16 protein-coding genes are annotated in these 19290 nt (G+C 67.2%); 7 read left to right on the top strand and 9 right to left on the bottom strand.

Annotated elements, in window-relative coordinates:
* Window positions 1-70: 70 nt before the first annotated feature.
* On the bottom strand, window positions 71-841 hold the full coding sequence (locus C1932_RS10395) for a hypothetical protein (RefSeq protein WP_108762089.1): 771 nt from the start codon (window positions 839-841) through the stop codon (window positions 71-73).
* Window positions 842-973: 132 nt separating this feature from the next.
* Here C1932_RS10395 and C1932_RS10390 point away from each other — a divergent pair, with 132 nt between their 5' ends.
* From C1932_RS10390 to C1932_RS10380, 3 genes are read left to right on the top strand one after another with little or no spacing between them, the layout of a single operon-like run.
* Window positions 974-1597 carry a sigma-70 family RNA polymerase sigma factor gene (locus C1932_RS10390; protein WP_108762088.1) on the top strand — a complete coding sequence of 208 codons (624 nt, stop codon included), beginning with the start codon at window positions 974-976 and terminating at the stop codon, window positions 1595-1597.
* Window positions 1594-2274 (top strand): ChrR family anti-sigma-E factor, encoded by a 681-nt coding sequence (locus tag C1932_RS10385; protein ID WP_108762087.1) that lies wholly within the window; start codon window positions 1594-1596, stop codon window positions 2272-2274. The genes C1932_RS10390 and C1932_RS10385 overlap by 4 nt, the downstream gene beginning before the upstream one ends.
* Before the next feature lie 19 nt (window positions 2275-2293).
* The gene (locus C1932_RS10380; RefSeq protein WP_108762086.1) at window positions 2294-2980 is read left to right on the top strand and encodes an oxidoreductase; all 687 of its coding nucleotides are present in this window, start codon (window positions 2294-2296) and stop codon (window positions 2978-2980) included.
* A 194-nt stretch (window positions 2981-3174) separates the two neighbouring features.
* Here C1932_RS10380 and C1932_RS10375 read toward each other — a convergent pair whose 3' ends face one another.
* The 4 genes from C1932_RS10375 to C1932_RS10360 form a co-directional block, all read right to left on the bottom strand.
* Window positions 3175-5565: a response regulator gene (locus C1932_RS10375; protein ID WP_108762085.1), complete on the bottom strand. Its 2391-nt coding sequence runs from the start codon at window positions 5563-5565 to the stop codon at window positions 3175-3177.
* A complete protein-coding gene (locus C1932_RS10370) occupies window positions 5558-6028 on the bottom strand; it encodes a response regulator (protein WP_108753181.1) in 471 nt (156 codons plus the stop codon). The genes C1932_RS10375 and C1932_RS10370 overlap by 8 nt, the downstream gene beginning before the upstream one ends.
* Entirely contained in the window at window positions 6025-8265 is a 2241-nt protein-coding gene (locus C1932_RS10365; protein WP_108762084.1) for an ATP-binding protein, read from the bottom strand. Before C1932_RS10365 ends, C1932_RS10370 begins: the two co-directional genes overlap by 4 nt.
* Before the next feature lie 99 nt (window positions 8266-8364).
* On the bottom strand, window positions 8365-8982 hold the full coding sequence (locus tag C1932_RS10360; RefSeq protein ID WP_108762083.1) for a biliverdin-producing heme oxygenase: 618 nt from the start codon (window positions 8980-8982) through the stop codon (window positions 8365-8367).
* Window positions 8983-9108: 126 nt separating this feature from the next.
* Between C1932_RS10360 and C1932_RS10355 the strand changes: the two genes are divergently transcribed.
* On the top strand, window positions 9109-9399 hold the full coding sequence (locus C1932_RS10355; protein ID WP_108762082.1) for a hypothetical protein: 291 nt from the start codon (window positions 9109-9111) through the stop codon (window positions 9397-9399).
* A gap of 15 nt (window positions 9400-9414) precedes the next feature.
* On the opposite strand, the gene C1932_RS10350 is transcribed toward C1932_RS10355, so the two are convergent.
* Window positions 9415-11583, bottom strand: a complete 2169-nt coding sequence (locus C1932_RS10350) for a hypothetical protein (RefSeq protein WP_108762081.1) — start codon at window positions 11581-11583, stop codon at window positions 9415-9417.
* A gap of 116 nt (window positions 11584-11699) precedes the next feature.
* On the opposite strand from C1932_RS10350, the gene C1932_RS10345 reads away from it, so the two are divergent.
* Window positions 11700-13553: an XVIPCD domain-containing protein gene (locus tag C1932_RS10345; RefSeq protein ID WP_108762080.1), complete on the top strand. Its 1854-nt coding sequence runs from the start codon at window positions 11700-11702 to the stop codon at window positions 13551-13553.
* Window positions 13554-13591: 38 nt separating this feature from the next.
* Here the strand turns inward: C1932_RS10345 and C1932_RS10340 are convergent, their stop codons facing one another.
* Entirely contained in the window at window positions 13592-13870 is a 279-nt protein-coding gene (locus C1932_RS10340) for a hypothetical protein (protein WP_108762079.1), read from the bottom strand.
* A gap of 223 nt (window positions 13871-14093) precedes the next feature.
* Here C1932_RS10340 and C1932_RS10335 point away from each other — a divergent pair, with 223 nt between their 5' ends.
* Window positions 14094-16316, top strand: coding sequence for a TonB-dependent siderophore receptor (locus C1932_RS10335; RefSeq protein WP_108762078.1), 2223 nt, complete (start codon window positions 14094-14096; stop codon window positions 16314-16316).
* Between the two features lie 56 nt (window positions 16317-16372).
* On the opposite strand, the gene C1932_RS10330 is transcribed toward C1932_RS10335, so the two are convergent.
* Window positions 16373-17068 (bottom strand): HAD family phosphatase, encoded by a 696-nt coding sequence (locus C1932_RS10330; protein WP_108762077.1) that lies wholly within the window; start codon window positions 17066-17068, stop codon window positions 16373-16375.
* A gap of 225 nt (window positions 17069-17293) precedes the next feature.
* On the opposite strand from C1932_RS10330, the gene C1932_RS10325 reads away from it, so the two are divergent.
* Window positions 17294-17710: a hypothetical protein gene (locus C1932_RS10325; protein WP_108762076.1), complete on the top strand. Its 417-nt coding sequence runs from the start codon at window positions 17294-17296 to the stop codon at window positions 17708-17710.
* 711 nt (window positions 17711-18421) lie between these two features.
* On the opposite strand, the gene C1932_RS10320 is transcribed toward C1932_RS10325, so the two are convergent.
* Window positions 18422-19162: a DNA/RNA non-specific endonuclease gene (locus C1932_RS10320; protein WP_108762075.1), complete on the bottom strand. Its 741-nt coding sequence runs from the start codon at window positions 19160-19162 to the stop codon at window positions 18422-18424.
* Window positions 19163-19290: the final 128 nt, after the last annotated feature.

Genomic DNA, 19290 nt, shown 5'->3' with positions numbered 1-19290 from the left:
AGGCACGTTTTCAGGTTCCTACGCAGCAGCGGGACGATTGGATGCAGTGCATTTGCATCGGTGCAGTCTTTCACTTGGCCGTAACACCACACGCGGCGACCAGCGGAATGTCTTGTTCGCGCTGCAACTGGCTGCGGCTGGCGGGGACGGGTGGCTTGCTGAAGGCCACGCGCACCTGGGGGTAGCGTCCATTGCCGTCGCGCAGATTGCTGGTGCCGTTGAACTCGAGCAGGCGACGGTCGGCGTTGGCATAGACCAGGCTCAGGCCGGGTGCCACCGCGCCGTACCAGGCATCCAGGCGCACGGCGAAGGACTGCGCCGGCTGGCCCTGCCATTGCAGCGCGCCGCGGTACTGCACCTTCAGCGGGTAGAAGCGCTGCCGCCCCGGCACCAGGAAGGACAGGGTGACCGGCTGGCCGCGCAGCAGGGTGTCCCAGTGCTGGCGCACGGCGGCATCGAAGCCGGCATCGATCACCGCGTCTGCCGGCAGCGCGACCCGTGCCTGTACGGGTGCCGCGTCGCCGGCTTCCCGCCACTGGACCTGGACGGCCGTTGCGGAAACGTCCAGCGTGGCGGCCTGGCCGCTGCGCCGGTCCTGCAGGCTGTAGCCACGCGCGGCGGGGCGGCTGGTGGCGGGCAACTGCTTGCGGGCGAAGGGCTGGCCCGATCCACAGCGGTACTCCACCCAGCGCTGCGCCCCTTCGTCCGGGCCCTGCTGCCAGTGCACCTCGCGGTAGGCCACGCGCCCGTCCGCGGTGGTGGCCACGCCTTCACTGCGCATCAGGGCGGGTTCGGCATGGGCGCAGACAGGCAACAGCAGCAGGTAGGCACAGGTGCGCATGGGCGGGTTTCCGTCGGGTCTGCCAGTACTACGTGGCGGCGTGGCCAGTGGATGCATCGGCCGGTGCATCCAATAGCCGCCTGCCTGCGTAGAGGCACAGGAACCACCTTCACCTGATTGCCGCCCCTGCCCATGTATGTTGAACGCCGCCCGCCCCGCAGCCCTTTCGACGCCGCCCGTCTCGTGTCCAGTGTCCAGCAGCCCAGCAGTGAGCCCACCAACTGGACCGGTGACATGGACGGTGTGGCCCGGCTGCGTGACCGCGACTGCTTCCTGCGCATCTACGACCACTTCATGCCGCGTCTGTGCGTCTACCTGCGCGGCCTGGGCGCCCCGCCTGCCGTGGCCGAAGAGCTGGCACAGGAAGCGTTGCTGCGACTGTGGCTGCGTGCGGCCGATTTCGATGCCGCGCAGGGCGCGCTGAGCACCTGGCTGTTCCGCATTGCGCGCAACCTGCATATCGACCGCGTGCGCCATGAACGTGGCTGGCTGCAGGCGCAGGCCGCGGTGGCCGATGCTGCCAGCTTCGACGTGGTCGAGCGCAGCAGTGCCGAACAGTATGCCGACCAGGTACGGCTGCGCCAGCGCATCAATGAACTGCCGGCGGTGCAGGCGCGGTTGGTGCGCATGTCCTACTTCGAGGCGCGCAGCCACGGCGAGATCGCCGCCGCGCTGGGCATGCCGCTGGGCACGGTGAAGTCACACCTGCGCCGGGCGTTCCTGCAGTTGCAGTCGAAGGTGGGAGGTGGCCAGTGAGCCCGCGCCACCATCTGCACGAATCCACCTTGATCAGCTATGCGTCCGGCGGCCTGCCGACGGCGTTGAGCGTGGTCGCAGCCGCGCACCTGGAACAGTGCCCGGCCTGTCGCCAGCGCCTGCGCGATGCCGAGGCGATCGGCGCCGTGCTGCTGGAGCAGACCCAGCCGGCCGTGGACGATTCGCGGCATGCGCAGCTGCGCATGGCCATGCTGGCGCAGATGGACCAGGCCGATGGGGGACTGGCTGCGCCCTGCGTGGCGGTCCGCGCCGTACCCAGCGAACGGCCGCAGGCCAACCCGGATCACCTGCCTGCCGCCCTGCATCCGTACTTCGGTGCGTCGCTGTCGCAGCTGCGTTGGCGCTGGATCGCGCCGGGGGTGTACTGCATCCGTGCGGCGCAGATGCCGTCGCTGATCATGCTGAAGATCGCCCCGGGCAAGTGCCTGCCCATGCACAGCCATGGCCAGAGTGAGCTGACCCAGATTCTGCGGGGCAGCTACAACGATGCACTGGGCCTGTTTGCGCCGGGCGATGTGGCGGATCTGGATGAGGACGTCGAGCATCAGCCGGTGACCGCGCCGGGTGTGCCGTGCATCTGTGTTTCCGCGCTGGATGCGCCGCTGGTGTTCAGCGGCTGGCTGGCGCGCAAGATCCAGCGTTTTGTGAAACTCTAGCGCGCCGCAGGAGCTGTGCATGAGCGCTGACAATACGCAATCCATCAAGATTCTTCTGGTCGGCAGCGGCGGTCTGGTCGGGCAGGGTGTCGCGTTGGCCTGCGCGGACTCTGGCCAGGTGCAGCAGGTGAGCGCGCTGGTGCGTCGCAACGGCGCGGCCCCTGCGGGGTTCCAGGAAATGGTGCTGCCCGACTTCCTGCAGGCCGCGCACGCTGACCTGCCGTGGGCGGGATTCGATGCGTGTTTCTATTGCGCCGGCGCGCCGCCACTGGGCACGCCCGAGGCCGAATACCGGCAGGTGACGGTGGACGCCACGTTGGCCGTTGCCCGCGCGTGGGCCGCCGCCAATCCGCAGGGCTGCTTCCTGTATGTATCCGGCGCACACGCCAACCCGGCCAGCCGCATCATGCCGCTGCGGGTGAAAGGTGAGATCGAGCACGCGCTGGCGCGACTGCCGGTACGCACGGTGATGTTGCGGCCCGCAGGCGTGCAGCCGGTGGCGGGCACCGGAACCCGGCACACGTTGATGAAGCCGTTCTACTGGGTGGCCGCGCCGTTGATGGGGTTGGCCGGAAGCGTGCTGCCGTCGCTGACCGTCAGCAACCGCGCGATTGGCGAGGCGATGATCGCGCTGGCCGGCATGGCGCAGCCGCCCGGCGTGGTGGAGTGCGCGCAGATCCACCGTTTCGCGAGGGCGGTACGGTAGGGGCCAACCTTGGTTGGCCCGGTTTACCCCGCCTTGGTAGGGGCCAACCTTGGTTGGCCCGCAGGGTGTGCCGACCAAGGTCGGCACCTACCAGGGCGCGGGGCGTGTGCCGACCAAGGTTGGCACCTACCAGAGCGCGGGGCGCGTGCCGACCAAGGTCGGCACCTACCAGGGCATGTGGCGGGATCGGGGGTTCAGGGCGCCAGCGCGTTGCGCACCGACTGCGCCAGGTCGCTGCGGGTGAAGGGCTTGGACAGCAGCGGTGCGCCGCGCCCGGGGCTGCCCACGGTTTCGTGGTCACGCGGGTAGCCCGAGGTGAACAGGACGGCCACCGAAGGCCAGCGCTCGCGCACCTGTCGGCCCAGTTCCCAGCCGGACATGCCCGGCATCACGATGTCCGAGAACAACAGATCGATCTGGGTGTCGGGCCGCTCCAGCAGGCGCAGGGCGGACGGCCCATCGTGTGCTTCCAGCACGCGGTAGCCCAGCTGTCGCAGTGCATCCACGGTGTAGGCGCGCACATCGTCGTTGTCCTCGGCCACCAGGATCGACTCCTCGCGCGCTTCGTAGCTGGCCCAACCGGTCTGCGTCGGCGCCGCCTGGCTGGGCAGGGGCAGGGTTGAGCGCGGGAACATCATGGTGATGCTGGTGCCGCCGCCGGGGATCGAATCGATCAGCACATGGCCGCCGGACTGCTTCACGAAGCCATGCACCATCGACAGCCCCAGCCCCGTACCGCGGCCCACCTGCTTGGTGGTGAAGAACGGTTCGAACACCTTGGCCAGCGTTTCGGCCGACATGCCATGGCCGTTGTCGCGCACCCGCAGCATCACGTATTCGCCGGGCGCTGCATCGGGGAACAGGGCGGCGTAGTCATGGTCCAGGTGACTGTTGTCGATTTCGATCACCAGCTGGCCGCCGTGGTCCATGGCATCGCGTGCATTCACGGCCAGGTTCAGCACCGAGACTTCCAGCTGGCTGACATCCAGTTCCACGCACCAGATATCGTCAGCGCTGCGGATCTCCAGCTGCACCAACTCGCCCAAAGCGCGCTGCAGCATGTCCTGCATGCCGTGCACGGCGTCGTTCAGATTCACCGCCTGGCTGTGCAACGGTTGCCGGCGGGCGAAGGCGAGCAGACGCTGGGTCAGGCTTGCGGCGCGGTTCACGCCTTTCAAGGCGTTGTCCAACGCCCGCGCGGTCATGCCGGCCGGTTCGCCATTGCGCTGGTTCAGCAGCATGGCGTGTTCCACGTTGCCGGCGATCACGGTCAGGATGTTGTTGAAATCGTGAGCAATGCCGCCGGTCAGCTGACCAACGGCTTCGATCTTCTGTGACTGGCGCAGCGCGTGTTCGGCCTGCAGTCGGGCGGTGGTTTCCACCGCTTCGCAGACCACCGCCGCTACCTGGCCATCGGGGCCCAGCAGCGGCCGCAGCGAGAAATCGAAACTGCGCTTGCCGGTGGGCAGTTCCAGCTCGAACGCATGCAGTGACGGGGTGCCAGTCGCGGCGTTCTGCACCGCCTCGGTGACGGTGCGTGCGGCCTGCGGGGTCGCGGCAAACCAGGCGGTGCTGGAAAAATGCGCGCCCACGACGTCCGGCTTGCCAGCCAGCACCGCTGCCAGCGAGGCTACGTTGGCATCGATCACCCGCCCGTCCAGGTCCAGCAGCACCTGGTGCTGGAAGCTGGATTCAAAGATGGCCTGCAGGCGCCGCTTGCTGGCCTGCAGCTCGGCGGTGCGCGCCTGCACCTGCTGTTCCAGCGACTGATTGTCCTGGCGCAGCGCCAGCTCGGCGCGCTTCAACCCGGACACATCACTGCCCAGGCAGGTGTAGCCGGTCACCGTGCCGTCAGCAGCAAACTCGGGCACGCAGTCCATCTGCACGAAGCGGGCTTCGCCGCTGCGGTGGGTCAGGGTGATCTGGAAGCTGGCGCGCTCGCCGGCCAGTACCCGTTCCAGGCTGGGCAGGGCCTGCTGGAACGAGGCGCTGTTGCCGATGTCGGCCGGCTGCTTGCCCAGCAGGTCGTCCAGGGCAATGCCATGCCAGTCCAGGAAGGCCTTGTTGGCGAAGCGGTAGCGGTGGTCGGCACCCAGGTGCGCGATCAACGCGGGAATGGCATCGGTGATCTGTTGCAGTTGTGCCTGGCTGTGCTCCAGTGCCGTGCGCGCCTGGGCGAGCTGGTTGCGCTCGCGGGCTTCATCGCGGGCGCGCCGGATCGCGTCCGGCAGCCGCTGCAGCCGCTGCTTGACCACGTAGTCGCGCGCGCCGCGGGTCAGCGCCTGCACGGCCAGCTCTTCGGTCAGCGTGCCCGAGACAAAGATGAAAGGGATCTGCGGCGCGTGCTCGCGCGCCAGCGCCAGTGCGGTATCGCCGTCGAACCCCGGCAGCACATGGTCGGCCAGGATCACATCGAACTGTGCCGAGGTTATGGCCGCCAGGAACGTGTCGTGCGCCCACACCCGGTGGGTGTCGAAGCGCAGGCCGGAGCGCTGCAGCTGGGCCGTGATCAGTTCGGCGTCCAGCGCGCTGTCTTCCAGCATCAGGATCCGCAGGCGGCCGCCTGCAGGCGCGGGGTCATTCATGGGTGGGGGTGTTCCCGTTGCCGCCGCGGTGCGGAGGTGGCTGGTTGGTGATGCCCCAGAACATGCCAAGGCCCTGGATGGCGTCGAAGAATTCCTTGAAATCCACCGGCTTGACGACGAAGGCATTGACGCCCAGCTGGTAACTGCGCACCAGATCCTGTTCTTCGCGCGAGGAGGTCAGCATGACGATCGGGGTACTGCTCAGCTCTGGGTCCTCGCGCACCTGCTGCAGCACTTCCAGACCGTTGATCTTGGGCAGTTTCAGATCCAGCAGCACCACCACCGGGCCGCCGTGGTAAGCGCCGGCGAAGTTGCCTTCGCTGCGCAGGTAATCCAGTGCCTCGGCGCCATCGCGCACGTGCACCACCGCGTTGAGCAACTGGCAGCGCGCAAGCGCAGCCAGGGTCAGTTCGGCGTCCTTGGGGCTGTCCTCGACCAGGAGGATCGGCCGCAGATCCCTCATGGGTGTTCTCCGGTAGAAAGGGGAAGGGTGAAATAGAGTGTGGCACCTTCACCCAGCGTGCCTTCGGCCCAGGTGCGCCCGCCATGGCGGCCGATGATGCGGCGCACGTTGGCCAGGCCGATCCCGGTGCCTTCGAATTCGTCTTCGTGGTGCAGGCGCTGGAACACGCCGAACAGTTTGTCCACGTAGCGCATGTCGAAGCCGCAGCCGTTGTCGCGCACATGGAAGATGTCTTCGCTGGCGCTGCGCTGGTGGCCGACTTCGATTACGGCATTGGGTACGTCGCGGGTGAACTTCACTGCGTTGGACAGCAGGTTCTGCCAGACCAGGCGCAGCATGGTGGGGTCGGCCTCGACCACCGGCAGCGGACCGATGCGCCAGTTGATGCAGCGCCCGGCATAGTCCAGCGCCAGGGTGCGGCGCACATCCTGCGCCAGCGCGCCCATGTCGATGTGCATGCGGCCCAGGGTCGAACGGCCCATCTGCGAGAAACTCAGCAGATCATCCACCAGGGTGCCGGCGGACTTGGCCGATTCCACGATGGTGTCCAGGAAGCGCCGTTCGTTCTCGCTCAGGCGCTCGGCCGCCGAGCTGCCCAGCAGTTCGGAATAACCCACGATATGCCGGAACGGGGCGCGCAGATCGTGGCTGACCGAGTAGGAGAAGGCTTCCAGTTCCTTGTTGCTGCGTACCAGCTGTTCGTTCAGTTCGGCCATTTCTTCGGCCTTGCGCAGCACGATATCAACGATGGCCGTGCGCATTTCGTGCGCGGCCTCGGCGTCGGCGTCGGTCCAGGGCAGGCTGCGTTGCTGCACGGTTTCCTTCCATGCTTCGAAGGAGTGGCGCGGCGACAGCGCGGTTCCCGGATCGCCGGATTTGCGCGGATCGCCGCCCCAGCGCACGGTGCGCACCACTTCGGGACGGAACCACATCAGGTAACTGTCGTGCAGCTGCGAAATGGACACCGCCAGCACGCCACTGGCCACGTCGCTCAGGTGCGCAGCCGACGGCCAGGCACCGGCCAGATGGTCGGTGTGGAACACTTCTTCGCCCGGGTGCTCGGCTGCCACCCAGTGCGCCAGGCGCAGGATGTCCTCGCGGGCGGGGCACTGACCCACCCGCATGCAGTCGCCCTTGTGCACGATCGCCGCACCGGCCGCTTCGGTCAGTGCCAGCAGGCTGCCGTGGTCCTGGCGCAGCGCCGCCATGAAGTCTTCATCGCCGGCCATGCGGGCCAGCAGCTTGACCAGCAGCGAACGGCGGATCACCCGTTCTTCCACCACCCGCCCGCGCTCTTTCAGCGCAATCTGCAGCGACAGGATCTGGCCCATGAACTCGCAGGCCGTGCGCACGGGGTAGGGCAGGCGGCGGGCATGGGCGGTATGGCAGGACACCAGTCCCCACAGCCGCCCTTCGTGGATCAGCGAGACCGACATCGACGCGCCGGTGCCCATGTTGCGCATGTACTGCAGGTGCACCGGGGAAACACTGCGCAGCACCGCCAGGCTGAGGTCGGTGGGCGCTGCGTCGGCAGCCGCGGCATCGCGCACCAGCGGAACGGCGGTGTAATCGGAATCAGCAATCAGGCGTACCCGATTGCGCCGGTACAGTTCGCGTGCCTGCGCCGGAATGTCCGATTCGGGGAAGCGCAGGTCCAGGTAGGAAGGCAGTACGCCGTTGCCATCCTCGGCCACCACGGTGCCATTCCAGGCGCTGTCGAACTGGTAGACCAGGGTGCGGTCGAAGCCGGTCATCGCGCGCATGTGCTGGGCGGCCAGCTGGCACAGATCGGCCACGGTGGCGGCCGATTCGATCTCGGACATCAGGCGGCGGATGGCCGGGTAGAGCTCTTCCAGCGAACTGGGCTGGCCAGGCACCGGGCTTTCCAGTTCCACCAGCAGGTCGTGCTGCGAGCGGTGTACCAGCAGCTGGTGGCGGCCATGCCCGTCCAGGTGCACGGCGCCCACGTGCACGCTGCTGTCGACCGTCGTGCGGCGCAGCTGCGGCAGGAACGCGGCCAGCACGCCGCCCAGCACGGCGTCCAGCGGCTGTCCCAGCGGATCGCCGAACTGCTGCAGCAGGGAGTCCTGGCTGATCGCGCGCTCGCGTACCTGCAGCGTGACCGGATCGGCGACCAGCAGCACCCCGTAGGGCTGGATGGCGCCGGGTGTGTGGATCGGCTCGCGGGCACAGACAGACAGCGCCAGATCGTTCACGGCGTCAGTGGCGTTGGACATGAAGACAGGAACCCGGAAGTGGTGAGGCGGCGCAGGCGCGCGCGGAACAAGGACAGCAACAGACATCCCTCTACTATCGCATTGCTGTCAACGGCTGGATCAGGCATTTCTGAACGCTTCATCCACGCGTCGTCCGACGAAATCAAAGGCAGCCCTCGCTGCGGCAGCGGCCTGTGCGCGCTGCGCATCCGTCAGAGCGAGCGCGTCCATCGCGGCCCGCACGTTGCGCCAGTGCCCGGCGACCCCGGCTGCAGCCGGTGCCAGATGGCGTGCGCCGAAGCCCGCGTGCAGGCCCAGGCGGGCTGCATGGTGCAGCAGTACCGCCGCGCCCATGCTGGATCCTTCGGCCACGTACCACCAGCCCAGCGCCACCGGCAGCGGTGCCGTGGCCAGCGCCGGTGCGTCGGCGGTCGGCAACGCAGGGTGTGCGCCCAGATCCTGCAGATCGGCCAGCACCTGCGTGTGCTTGCCCAGTTCCGTTGCCGGCATCGGCAGATCCTGCCGCCGGTACAGTGCTGCCACCGCGCCATGGAACTGCGCCTGCACCTGCAGGAAGCGCAGATAGTCGCGGCGATCATCAAAGATGCCCAAGGCCATCAGGCGTTGGTCCAGGCGCTCATGCGTGCTGCGCGTGGCCGTCTTCAGCATCGCGCTGAGCGGCTCGTCGGGGGCAGAAGAGGAGGCAGCGCGCTGCGCGCAGGGGGCGGGGACGGACATTGGCGCTACGCTAGCAGAAGTGGTGTAAACGCAGTGAAGAGATTTCGCCTGGGTTGCACCCGCAGTGAACGCCGGCTGCACGCGGCCAACGCTACGGTGGGCGCCGACCTTCCCGCTGGCCATCCCGTGAACCTGCAGCCCACTCCCGCACGTCTCTCCTTCAGGCACATCTTGCCCGACACCTGCCGGTTCGATCTGTTGCACATCGATGCGTTGAAGGACCCCAGCAGTGGGCGCATCGTCCATCTGTATTCGCTGGTGGCGCGCTGCCATGGCTGCGCGCAGGTATTCACCGCGCACGAAGGTGCCGGCTTCATCAGCACCTCCGTGGCGCGCATCCTGCGCTGCCCGGAAGGCTGCGGTGAGCACGCCTTGAAGCCGCGGGTGCTGCGCGACTGGCAGCCGGCCGCGGCTTGAGGCCCGCTGGCGCCGTCAGGGTGCCGGCGCCAACAACGCAGGACGGCCATCGAACCAGTCGCGCGCGCCGGCCAGGTGCCACTGGCGGCGATCGCCATCCAGTTCGATGCCCGCGCCCAGCACGCCCCAGCGCAGATACAGATCGCCCTTGCGCCGCTGCTGCAGCAGATCCAGCCGCGCACGCAGCGAGAACCGGTCGTTCTCCGCCTGCAGGTTGTCCAGCATCAGGTGCCCGGGCTGCCAGCGCAGCGCGGTCTTTGCCTCCACCCGCCCGGAATCGAGCAGCTTCAGTACCCAGCCCGGGTAGTCGCCGCGTTCGGCAAACACCGCCAGCAGCGGGCCGGCATCGCTCATGGCCACCCGCGCGCGCGCGTCCACCTGGAAGGGGGACTGGGCATCAATGCGGCCTTCATCAACGTACAGTCGGCCCTGCCACCCCTGCGGTCCCGGCCGGCCATCAATCTGTACGTTGCGCAGTTCCACCGCGCTGCCGGTCAGGTCGAACCAGCGCTGGCGGAAGTCGCCGCGCTGCAGGGTGCCGTCCACACGGGTGTCGGCACGCAGGTCCAGGCCGGCAAGCTGCAGGCGCGCGCCTTGGCCGAGCAAACGCGCCGTGCCCTGGCCGATGCGCCCATCGGTATCCAGCCCGACGTCGCCACTCAGGCGCGCCGTGCCTGACACGAGGCGTACCTGCCCGTTGCCCAGGAAGCGGTTGTAGGCCGCCAGATCGGGAATGTCCGCATCGCTGAAACGCAGCCGGGCACGTACGCCGCGGCGCAGCTCACGCAGCCGGCCATCACCGCTCAGCTGCAGTGACAGGTCGCGCCCCTCGAACAGGGTGGCCGCGTCCTTGCCCTGGGTGCGTGCGGAGAAACGCGGCAGCCGCACATCCAGTTCGGCACGCGTGGGCGTACCGGCCTTCAACTCTCCGTGGGCACTGGCGGTGCCGGCCATGCGCACGCCGGCCACTTCGGCCACGGCCTCGGCCGCGGGCAGGTCCACGGTGCTGCCGGCCACCAGCTCACCGTCCTGCACACGCAGGTCGGCCTTCAGTACGCCGCCGCCTTCCAGCTGGAACCAGGGCTTGCGCACGAACAGGGCCGGAATCCAGTTGAGCGAAGTAAACGTCCATTCGCCCTGTACCTGGCCGGACGTGCGCTCCAGCAGGCTGGCCGGGTCGTCGAAGGGAACAGCGTGACCGCGGATACGCAGGTCGGCATCCAGTGCCGCGCCGCGCTCAGGGCGTGGCGGCAGCCGAGCCTGCAGGCGCATGTCCTGCGCCACATCCAGCTGCAGGGCCAGCACTCCGCGGTCGGGGGCGCCATCGCCCAGCTGCAGCGGCACCCGCCAGATCGCACGGGTGCCCGGCATCAGCGCGCCGCGCTGCAGATCCACGTGTGCCTGCAGCTGGCCGGCCAGCGGTGAGCTGGCAATGGCCACCTGCTGGGCGTCGGTGTTCATGCGCAGGCCCTGGCTGCGCGCGGTGATGTCCAGCGTGCCTTCCACCAGGGTGAACTTGCGGATGCCTGGCGCCTGGTCGCGGTAGTGCCGCGGGTAGCGGAAGGTGGATTTCAACTGCATGCCCGACAGCAGTTGTACGCCGTCGTAGCTGGCGAAGGCATCGTTGAATTCAACCTGCGAATCCAGCAGTTGCGACGGACCGCCACGCAGCTGCTTGACGAAGCCGACGGTGCCGCTGCCGCCGCCCTGCAGCAGCAGTTTGCCGAAACGTGCGCTGCGGATGCTGTCGCTGTGGATCGCGTCGAAGCGCAGCGTCCAGCCCTGGTCGCCACGTGGCGGCGAGGGCACCACGTCCTGCACGCGCTCGATCTCGGCCGATACCCCGGTCGCCTGCAGGTACGGCACCCGCACTTCGCGGCGGAACAGCGGCAGCACCGCCAGCCGTGCACTGGCACGGTCGGCGTGTAGCACATACACGGTGTGGTTCACATGGCCGCGCATGTGCACGTTCCAGGCAATCACATGGCCGGGCAGCAGGGTAATGGCCGGCCCGGTGGACATTACGAACTTGTGCGCCTTGCGGTTGGTCACTGCATCGAACAATGGCGTATTCAGGAAAATATTGCCGGCCAGCAGATACAGCGCCTGCAGACCCAGCAGGCACCACGCCAGCAGCCGCCAACCACGTGGCCAGGTTGAAAAGTGGAAGATGCGGCGGTGCATGCGGGCCTTCTCGATGGGACGTGGTTCACTATCTCGAACACTGCGGCGGTGCCGCGTGAACGCAACTGCGCGTCGGCTGCCATAATCAAGCGGTCTACGTTCAAGGAGCCCACGGCATGAATGCCACCACCCGCACGGAAGGCGCAGCCGCACAGGGCGCGCACGCGGCCACTGCCAGCGCGGCGTTCGATCCCACCTATGTGTCCAGCAATGGCGAAGCGCAGTTGAAGGGCGCCGGCCATGCCATCACCGTGAACGGCGAAGACCAGTCGGTGAAGCTGGCGCAGGAAAAGAAGGTGTCAGGCACCGGTCCCGGCACGCAGTTCCGCGGCACATCGGTGGCCGCTGCAGCTACGCCCACCCGCGACGGCGTGGATTATCTGGTAACGGTCGACAGTGTGGTGGGCAACCGCATGAAGGCTGGCGGATTCACCCAGGAGGACAGCACCGGCGCACGGGGTCGCTACCGCGTCAGCCTGCCGCACGGTGCGCTGGATACTGATCCCACCACGGTGAATCCCTTCGATCCGCAGACCATTCCCAAGGGCGGCAGCGTTACCCTGGACGGCCAGCATTTCACTGGCACGGCGCTGGAAGGACGCTTCCGCAACATCGCCATCCAGAGCCAGGTGGCCGAGGCGCAGGGCGCCAGCTACCGCGTGGATCATCTGGACGATGGCCGCGTGCGCGTCACCACCGGCCCCAACCAGGCGGTGGAAGCCTTCAACGGCGTTGGCTTCGCGGCGGGCAAGTTGACCGCCGTGGCCGGGCGCCAGGACGCGCTGGGGCAATCCACGGTGCGCACCGCCACCTTCGATCTTGAGCAGGTGGATGGCCGCGCGGCGTACCAGCACTTCATCGACACCGGGGTAATGGATGCGCACACACCGGGCGTACAGGACCTGGCCACCGTGGAACGGCTGGGCATGAGTTCGCAGACGCGCCTGAAGGTGGGCGTGGGCGATGCGTTCAACATGGACATGGCTGGGCAGCGCAACAGCGGCGATGTGGTTCGCGTACGCCACGAGGACGGCAGCTTCACCGAACAGCGCAGCGTGGAATACAGCGGCAACGTGCCGGTCAGCCGCTTCAGTGCCTACGGTGCCGATGGTCAGGAAGACATCGCCCAGCGCCGCTATCAGTTCCAGATCGACCTGCGCGACCACGAACACGGCGAACAGATCGCCGGCATGGTGAATGCCGCGCTGACCGGCAAAGCGGCCGGCGATCGCGGCCCGCTGCATGCCGGGGTGGAGAACACTCTGGTGCTGGATGAGCCGCAGATGCGCGCCCTGATGGAGCGCACCCAGGCCATGGTGAAAGACAACCCGATGCTCGGCCCCGACTGGCGCCTGTTGGCCGAACACGGGCAGGGCAGGCCGCAGCAGGATGTGGATGCATTCGCTGCCGCGCTGGCACGCAACCAGGGCCATTCGGCGTATGGGCTGGGCGAGCGCCTGTTCCGCGTGGCGTCAGCCGAAGGCCGCGACCTGCAGCCGATCGAGGCCAGTGTGCAGTCGCAGGCCTTGCAGGACCTGCCGCCGCCTTCACCGTTGCTGCCGCAGCACGACCCGCGCAATGAAGCCAGCCCGCGCCACGGACTATGGCTGCAGACCCAGGGCGCGGTGAACAGCCTGGACGAGGCCATGGGGCGCCAGCCCGACCAGGCCAGTGAGCGGCTGGGCATGGCGCTGCTGGTGGCCGCCACCCACAAGGGCATGGAGCGGGTGGACCAGGCGGTGCTGAGTGACGATGGCCGCTACGCCTTCGCGGTGCAGGGCGAAGTGCATGCCGCCGACCGGCAGATTGCCCGCGCCGATACCGCGCAGGCGGTGGCCACACCGGTGGATGATCACGTGCGCCAACTGCAGCAGATGCCAGAGTGTGCCGCACCCGAAGCGCAGGTCGCGCAGCAGCGCGAGCAGGAGCAGGTGCAGCAGCAGGAGACAGCGCGCAGTCTGGCGCGCTGAGGTAGCGCCGGGCGATGCCCGGCGTTCCCTGCAAACCTTCAGCCCGGCAGTTCGCACTGCATCTTGCCGTCCACGTAGTACGGCTTGGGCACGTTCGGGTTCTCGCTGGTCTTCTCGAACACCACTTCAAACGTATCGGCGGCGGGCGTGCCCTTGCGCTCGGTGCAGGCGTCCTGCAGTTTCTTCTTCACCGCAGTGATGCCGGCATCGCGGTTGGCACCGTCGGCGCTGTTGGTCAGGTTCACCGTTTCGGCCCAGGCCAGGGGGCTCAGGGCCAGCAGGGCGGCCGTGGCGGCCAGGGTGTGCAGCTTGCTCATCCAATGTCCTCGTTGCGTTCCATGGGTGCAGCCCGGCGCAAGCGCCCGGCGCTGGCCCAGTATCGAAAAGCGCGGTTAACGCGGCGTCGGTACGGCCGACCGCCCGGCAGCAGGCAGCCTGAACCATGGACGTTAGTGCGAACCATTCGCATTTGATATGATTTCATGCGTCCTTAACAGTGCCGCGGCCCGCCGCTGGCGCCCCTTCCTGGCAGGTTCCCCCATGAATTCCCCAACATTTCCCGTCCGCTCCCCGCTCAGCACGGCGCTGACGGTGGCCTTGGCCCTGTGCGCGCCGCTGGCCGCGCAGGCGCAGACTCCGGACGGCAGCAGCCCCACCGACCTGGATGCGGTACACGTGAACGCCTACCGCACGCTCACCCACACCTCTGGCGCCACCAAGACCGACACCCCGGTTGCCGAGATGGCCAAGTCGGTGTCGGTGATCGCGCGCGAGGAACTGGACGCGCGCGGCGTGCAGACCTTGAACGAGGCCATGCGGTACGTGGCCGGTGTATCGCTGGAAAGCAGCGGTATCGACAACCGCGTGGATGATTTCCGCATCCGCGGCTTCGATGCCGGCAGCTGGAGCAACAATGTCACCATCGACGGCATGCGCGCGCCGCAGGGCGGGCAGTGGAACCGCACCATGGTCGACAGCTGGAACCTGGACCGGGTGGAAGTGCTGAAGGGTCCGTCGGCGGTGATGTACGGCCAGGTGGCCCCGGGTGGCATGGTCAACCAGGTCAGCAAGACGCCCACGCCAGACCAGCAGCAGATCGTGCAGCTGGGTGTGGATGGCAACGGCCAGTACAGCACCGCCTTCGACGTGGGCGCGGCATCGGCGGACAAGCAGCACCTGGGCCGCCTGGTGGGCCTGTACCGCGATGGCGACACCCAGATCAAGCACACCGAGCAGGAGCACTGGTTCCTGGCGCCCAGCTACACCTTCCAGATGGCCGAGCGCACGCGCCTGACCCTGCTGGGCCTGTACCAGCGCGACGATGGCGGCTCCACCTACCAGTTCCTGCCGATGGCCGGCACGCTGAACGCCACGCCCTATGGCCATATGAAGAACAGCACCTTCATTGGCGAACCGAACTGGAACACCTACGACCGCACCATCTGGTCGGCCGGCTGGATGTTCGAACACGCGTTCAATGAAAACTGGACGTTGAGCCAGAGCGCGCGCCGCCTGAACGTCGATTCCACTTTCCGCACCGTGGTGACCAATGGCGCGCTGAATGCCGACGGCCGCACGCAGAAGCGCCGCGCCACCTGGGGCGAAGGCGATTCGCGCGGGGATACCGCCGATACCCGCCTGACCGGCAAGTTCAGCACCGGCGCGGCCCAGCACACCCTGCTGCTGGGCGTGGACTGGCAGAAGGCCGATTGGGATGCGGCGCGCGGTGCGATGGGCACGGCCACCGATACGCCCAATGCCATCGACATCTTCAACCCGGTCTACACCGGCTACATTCCGGCCACCACCTCGATCAGCTACTCCGGTGGCATCAACCGCCAGACCGGTGTGTACCTGCAGGACCAGATTGCGCTGGACAAGTGGCGCTTCACCGTGGGCGGCCGCTACGACTGGACCAAGGATGACACCTGGACCCAGGCCTACACCGTGGCCAGCAACCGCTTCGGCGCGCGCACCCCCAGCCGGATCAAGAACGAGGCGTTCAGCGGCAACGCGGGCATTCTGTTCGTGGCCGACAACGGCCTGACGCCGTACCTGAGCTACGCCGAATCGTTCCAGCCGGCCGGCAGCACCGCCACCCAGTCGTTCGACCGCACGCCGTTCGATCCGATCACCGGCAAGCAGTGGGAGGCCGGCGTGAAGTACCAGCCGGCCAACTTCGATGGCCTGGTGACCCTGTCGGCCTACGATCTGCGCCAGCAGAACGTGCTGACCGATGATCCGGACAGCACTCACAACACCTGCGGCACCACCGGCACCAGCCAGTGCCAGGTGCAGGATGGGGAAGGCCGCGTGCGCGGTGTGGAACTGGAGGGCCGGGTGACCCCGCTGGCCGGTTTCAGCGTGATCGGCGCAGCGGCCTGGATGGATTCGGAAGTGACCCGCAGCAACAACGGCTACCGCGGCAAGCAGTTGGCGATGGTGCCGGACTGGACCGCCTCGCTGTGGGGCGACTACACCTTCCAGGGCGGTGCGCTGGAAGGCCTGAGCCTGGCCGCCGGCGTGCGCTACAACGGCAAGAGCTACGGCGACAGCGCCAACCTGTACCTGATTCCGTCGTACACCCTGTGGGATGCCGCGATCCGCTATGACATCGGCCAGTACGGCAACGTCGGCACGCAGTTGTCGCTGAATGTCAGCAACCTGGCCGACAAGCGTTTCGTGTCGACCTGCACCGGCGTGTCCTCGTGCTACTACGGCACCGGCCGCACCGTGACCGCCACCGCGCGTTTCACCTGGTGATCCGCGCGGCTTGATGCGGTGCTACCGCCGCTCTCGCAGGAGGGCGGCGGTGGTGATCAGGCCGCCGTATGGCCGCTATACGCGGCCAGCACCGCCGGCAGGTCGCGCATGGATTCGAAGATGACATGCGCACCGGCCGCACGCAGCGCCTCGGGCGTGCTGTGGTACTGGCCGCCCGGGCTGTAGCCGAACACGGTGGCACCAGCGGCCACGCCGGCGGTCGCACCGGTCACAGTGTCTTCAATGACCGCGCAGCGCGCCGGGTCCACGCCCAGTGCAGCGGCGGCGGCCAAGTAGACATCGGGGTGAGGCTTGGTGCGCGGCTGGTCCTGGCCACTGAAGATCTGCCCTCCGAAGGCATCGAGGATGCCTATCTTGCCCAGTTGCAGGCGCACCTTCAGCAGATCGGCGCCAGAAGCGCAGGCGATGCGGCCCTGGGTGAAGGTCTGCAGCGCACGCACAGCGGCAGGCGCACCGGGAATCTCGGTCAGATCGCGCTCCAGCGCCACGTTGCGCTGGCGGCGGAATTCATCGAGCCACGCTTCGGTGAACGGCTTGCCGGTGCGTTCTTCGATCAAACCGGCCAGGCTGGCGACCGATTTGCCCAGGAACACATCTGCGGCCTGCTGCTGGGTGAGTGGCCAACCGCGCTCGGTCAGCATTTCCGAGAGCACGCGGGCGACCAGCGGCTCGGAATCGACGAGGACGCCATCGCAGTCGAACAGCACGGCATCGAAGGGGAAGGGGGCCATGGGGGACTCCGGGTAACGCGAGGTCCGGAATTGTCGCACGCTGATGGCGCGACCGCTTTGCTCTGGTAGTGGGCACGCTGTTCGCGGGGCGCCGCTGCGCGCGAATCGCTCTGGTAGGTGCCCACCTTGGTGGGCACGCTTCGCGATTCAGTGCCAACCCAGGTTGGCACCTACAAGAGCCTGCGCGGAGTAGACTGCCCCGATGACGCACTGCCAGGAGGGCGAATGAAGGCGATCACGATGGCACGCACGGCGGTCTTGCTGCTGGCAGTCGCTGCGGCAGGCTGCAGCACCTTCGCACGGCCGCCGTCGCCGAATCTGCGTCTGGTCACCCTGGTGCCGGCCGAAACGAGAGTTCTGCTGACCGCTGCGGCTAGCGGCACCATCGAGCCGATAGGCGAGTGCGTGTACTTTGTCAGTGCATCGGGACATCGCAGCCTGGCGCTGTGGCCAGACTATTTTGAACTGGCCAGGCAGGGTGGTGTCCCTATCGGGGTGCGCAGCACGTCCAGCAACACTGTCGTGGCGTTTGGGCAGACGCACACCTTTGGCGGCGGAGAACTATCCCCAATGCCGCAGATGCTGACCCGACCGTTGCCAGCAGGCTGCCGCGGTCCGGCGATGATGCTTTACTTCCATTAGGGCAGCTGGTGCTGCGGCTTTGGTGGGCACGCCTTGCGCTTGAGTGCCAACCAAGGTTGGCACCTACCAGGGCAGTGCACCCCGACGCTGCGGTAGGTGCCCACCTTGGTGGGCACGCTTTGCGCTTCGGTGCCAACCAAGGTTGGCACCTACCAGGGCAATGCACCCCAACGTTTCGGTAGGTGCCCACCTTGGTGGGCACGCTTTGCGCTTCAGTGCCAACCAAGGTTGGCAACTACCAGGGTAATGCACCCCAACGTTTCGGTAGGTGCCCACCTTGGTGGGCACGCTTTGTGCTTCGGTGCCAACCAAGGTTGGCACCTGCCAGGGCAGTGCACCCCGACGCTGCGGTAGGTGCCCACCTTGGTGGGCACGCTTTGCGCTTCGGTGCCAACCAAGGTTGGCACCTGCCAGGGCAATGCACCCCAACATTTCGGTAGGTGCCCACCTTGGTGGGCACGCTTTGCGCTTCGGTGCCAACCAAGGTTGGCACCTACCAGGGCAGTGCACCCCGACGCTTTGGTAGGTGCCCATCTTGGTGGGCACGCCTTGCGCTTGAGTGCCAACCAAGGTTGGCACCTACCAGGGCAATGCACCCCGACGCTGCGGCAGGTGCCCACCTTGGTGGGCACACTTTGCGCTTGTGTGCCAACCAAGGTTGGCACCTACCACGGCAAGTAAGGTTGGCACCTACCGGGTTAGTAGTGGCTGTCAGCTCAGGTCGCAGCCGCTCGGCAGCGGCCAGCTGGTGGCCGGCAGCATGTTCTTCAGCGAGGCTGGTGCATTGATCGCCACGTAGCTGGCGCCCAGCAGCTCTTCCAGATCGGCGATTGTCACCAGGTAGTCATCCAGGCTGCCCAGGCCGGCTTCGTTGGGGAAGATCCAGCTGATCGCCTTGGCGGTACCGGTGTTGGGGTCGCGGGTGATGATGGTCTTCCAGAAGAATTCCGGCGTGGGAATGCCGTGGCTGCTCAGGAAGTAATCGTTGCTGGCATCGCCATACACAACGCCGCCGTACACATCCACCGGCGCGATATCGCGGTAGCATTCGGCCACGTTCTCGGCCTTCACCCAGATGCCCTGGTTGAAGCCGGACACCTGCGGAACGATGTTGGTCATGTAGTTGGCGCGGCGGATGTAAGTACTGTCGTAGTCCATGTGGTTGGAGGTGACCAGGTGGCCGCGGTCATAGCCGGATTTCACGCTGGCGTAGGAGCCGGTGCTGGTCTGGCCCTGGCAGCCTGTGGGCAGATCCGGGTCCTTGTAGAAGCTGGACGGGCGCGCGGCCGAGCCGGTATCGGCCAGCAGCGTGTATTCGTAACGGGTGGCGCTGTGGATGCCGCAGTCGTAGGTCAGCACGAAACCGCCCTTGTTCAGGGTGACGGTCTGGGCGTGTGCGGCGCCGGCGAAGGCGCTGATGACAAGCGCGAACAGGAACGTTGCAGAGCGCATTGGGTGATCTCCTTGAAGTTTCCAGGACGCAGTTGCCCGTGCCGGCGAAACCGCGTTTCGACGGAGTTGGGCGCTGCGACGGATGGGATGAAGCGGACTGCCGTTGAATCGGACTGACGTTGAAGCCC

This window comes from Stenotrophomonas sp. YAU14D1_LEIMI4_1, assembly GCF_003086815.1.
GTDB lineage: Bacteria > Pseudomonadota > Gammaproteobacteria > Xanthomonadales > Xanthomonadaceae > Stenotrophomonas.
The sequence above is the reverse complement of the archived record's forward strand: the minus strand, read 5'-3'. Positions and strand labels throughout refer to the sequence as shown.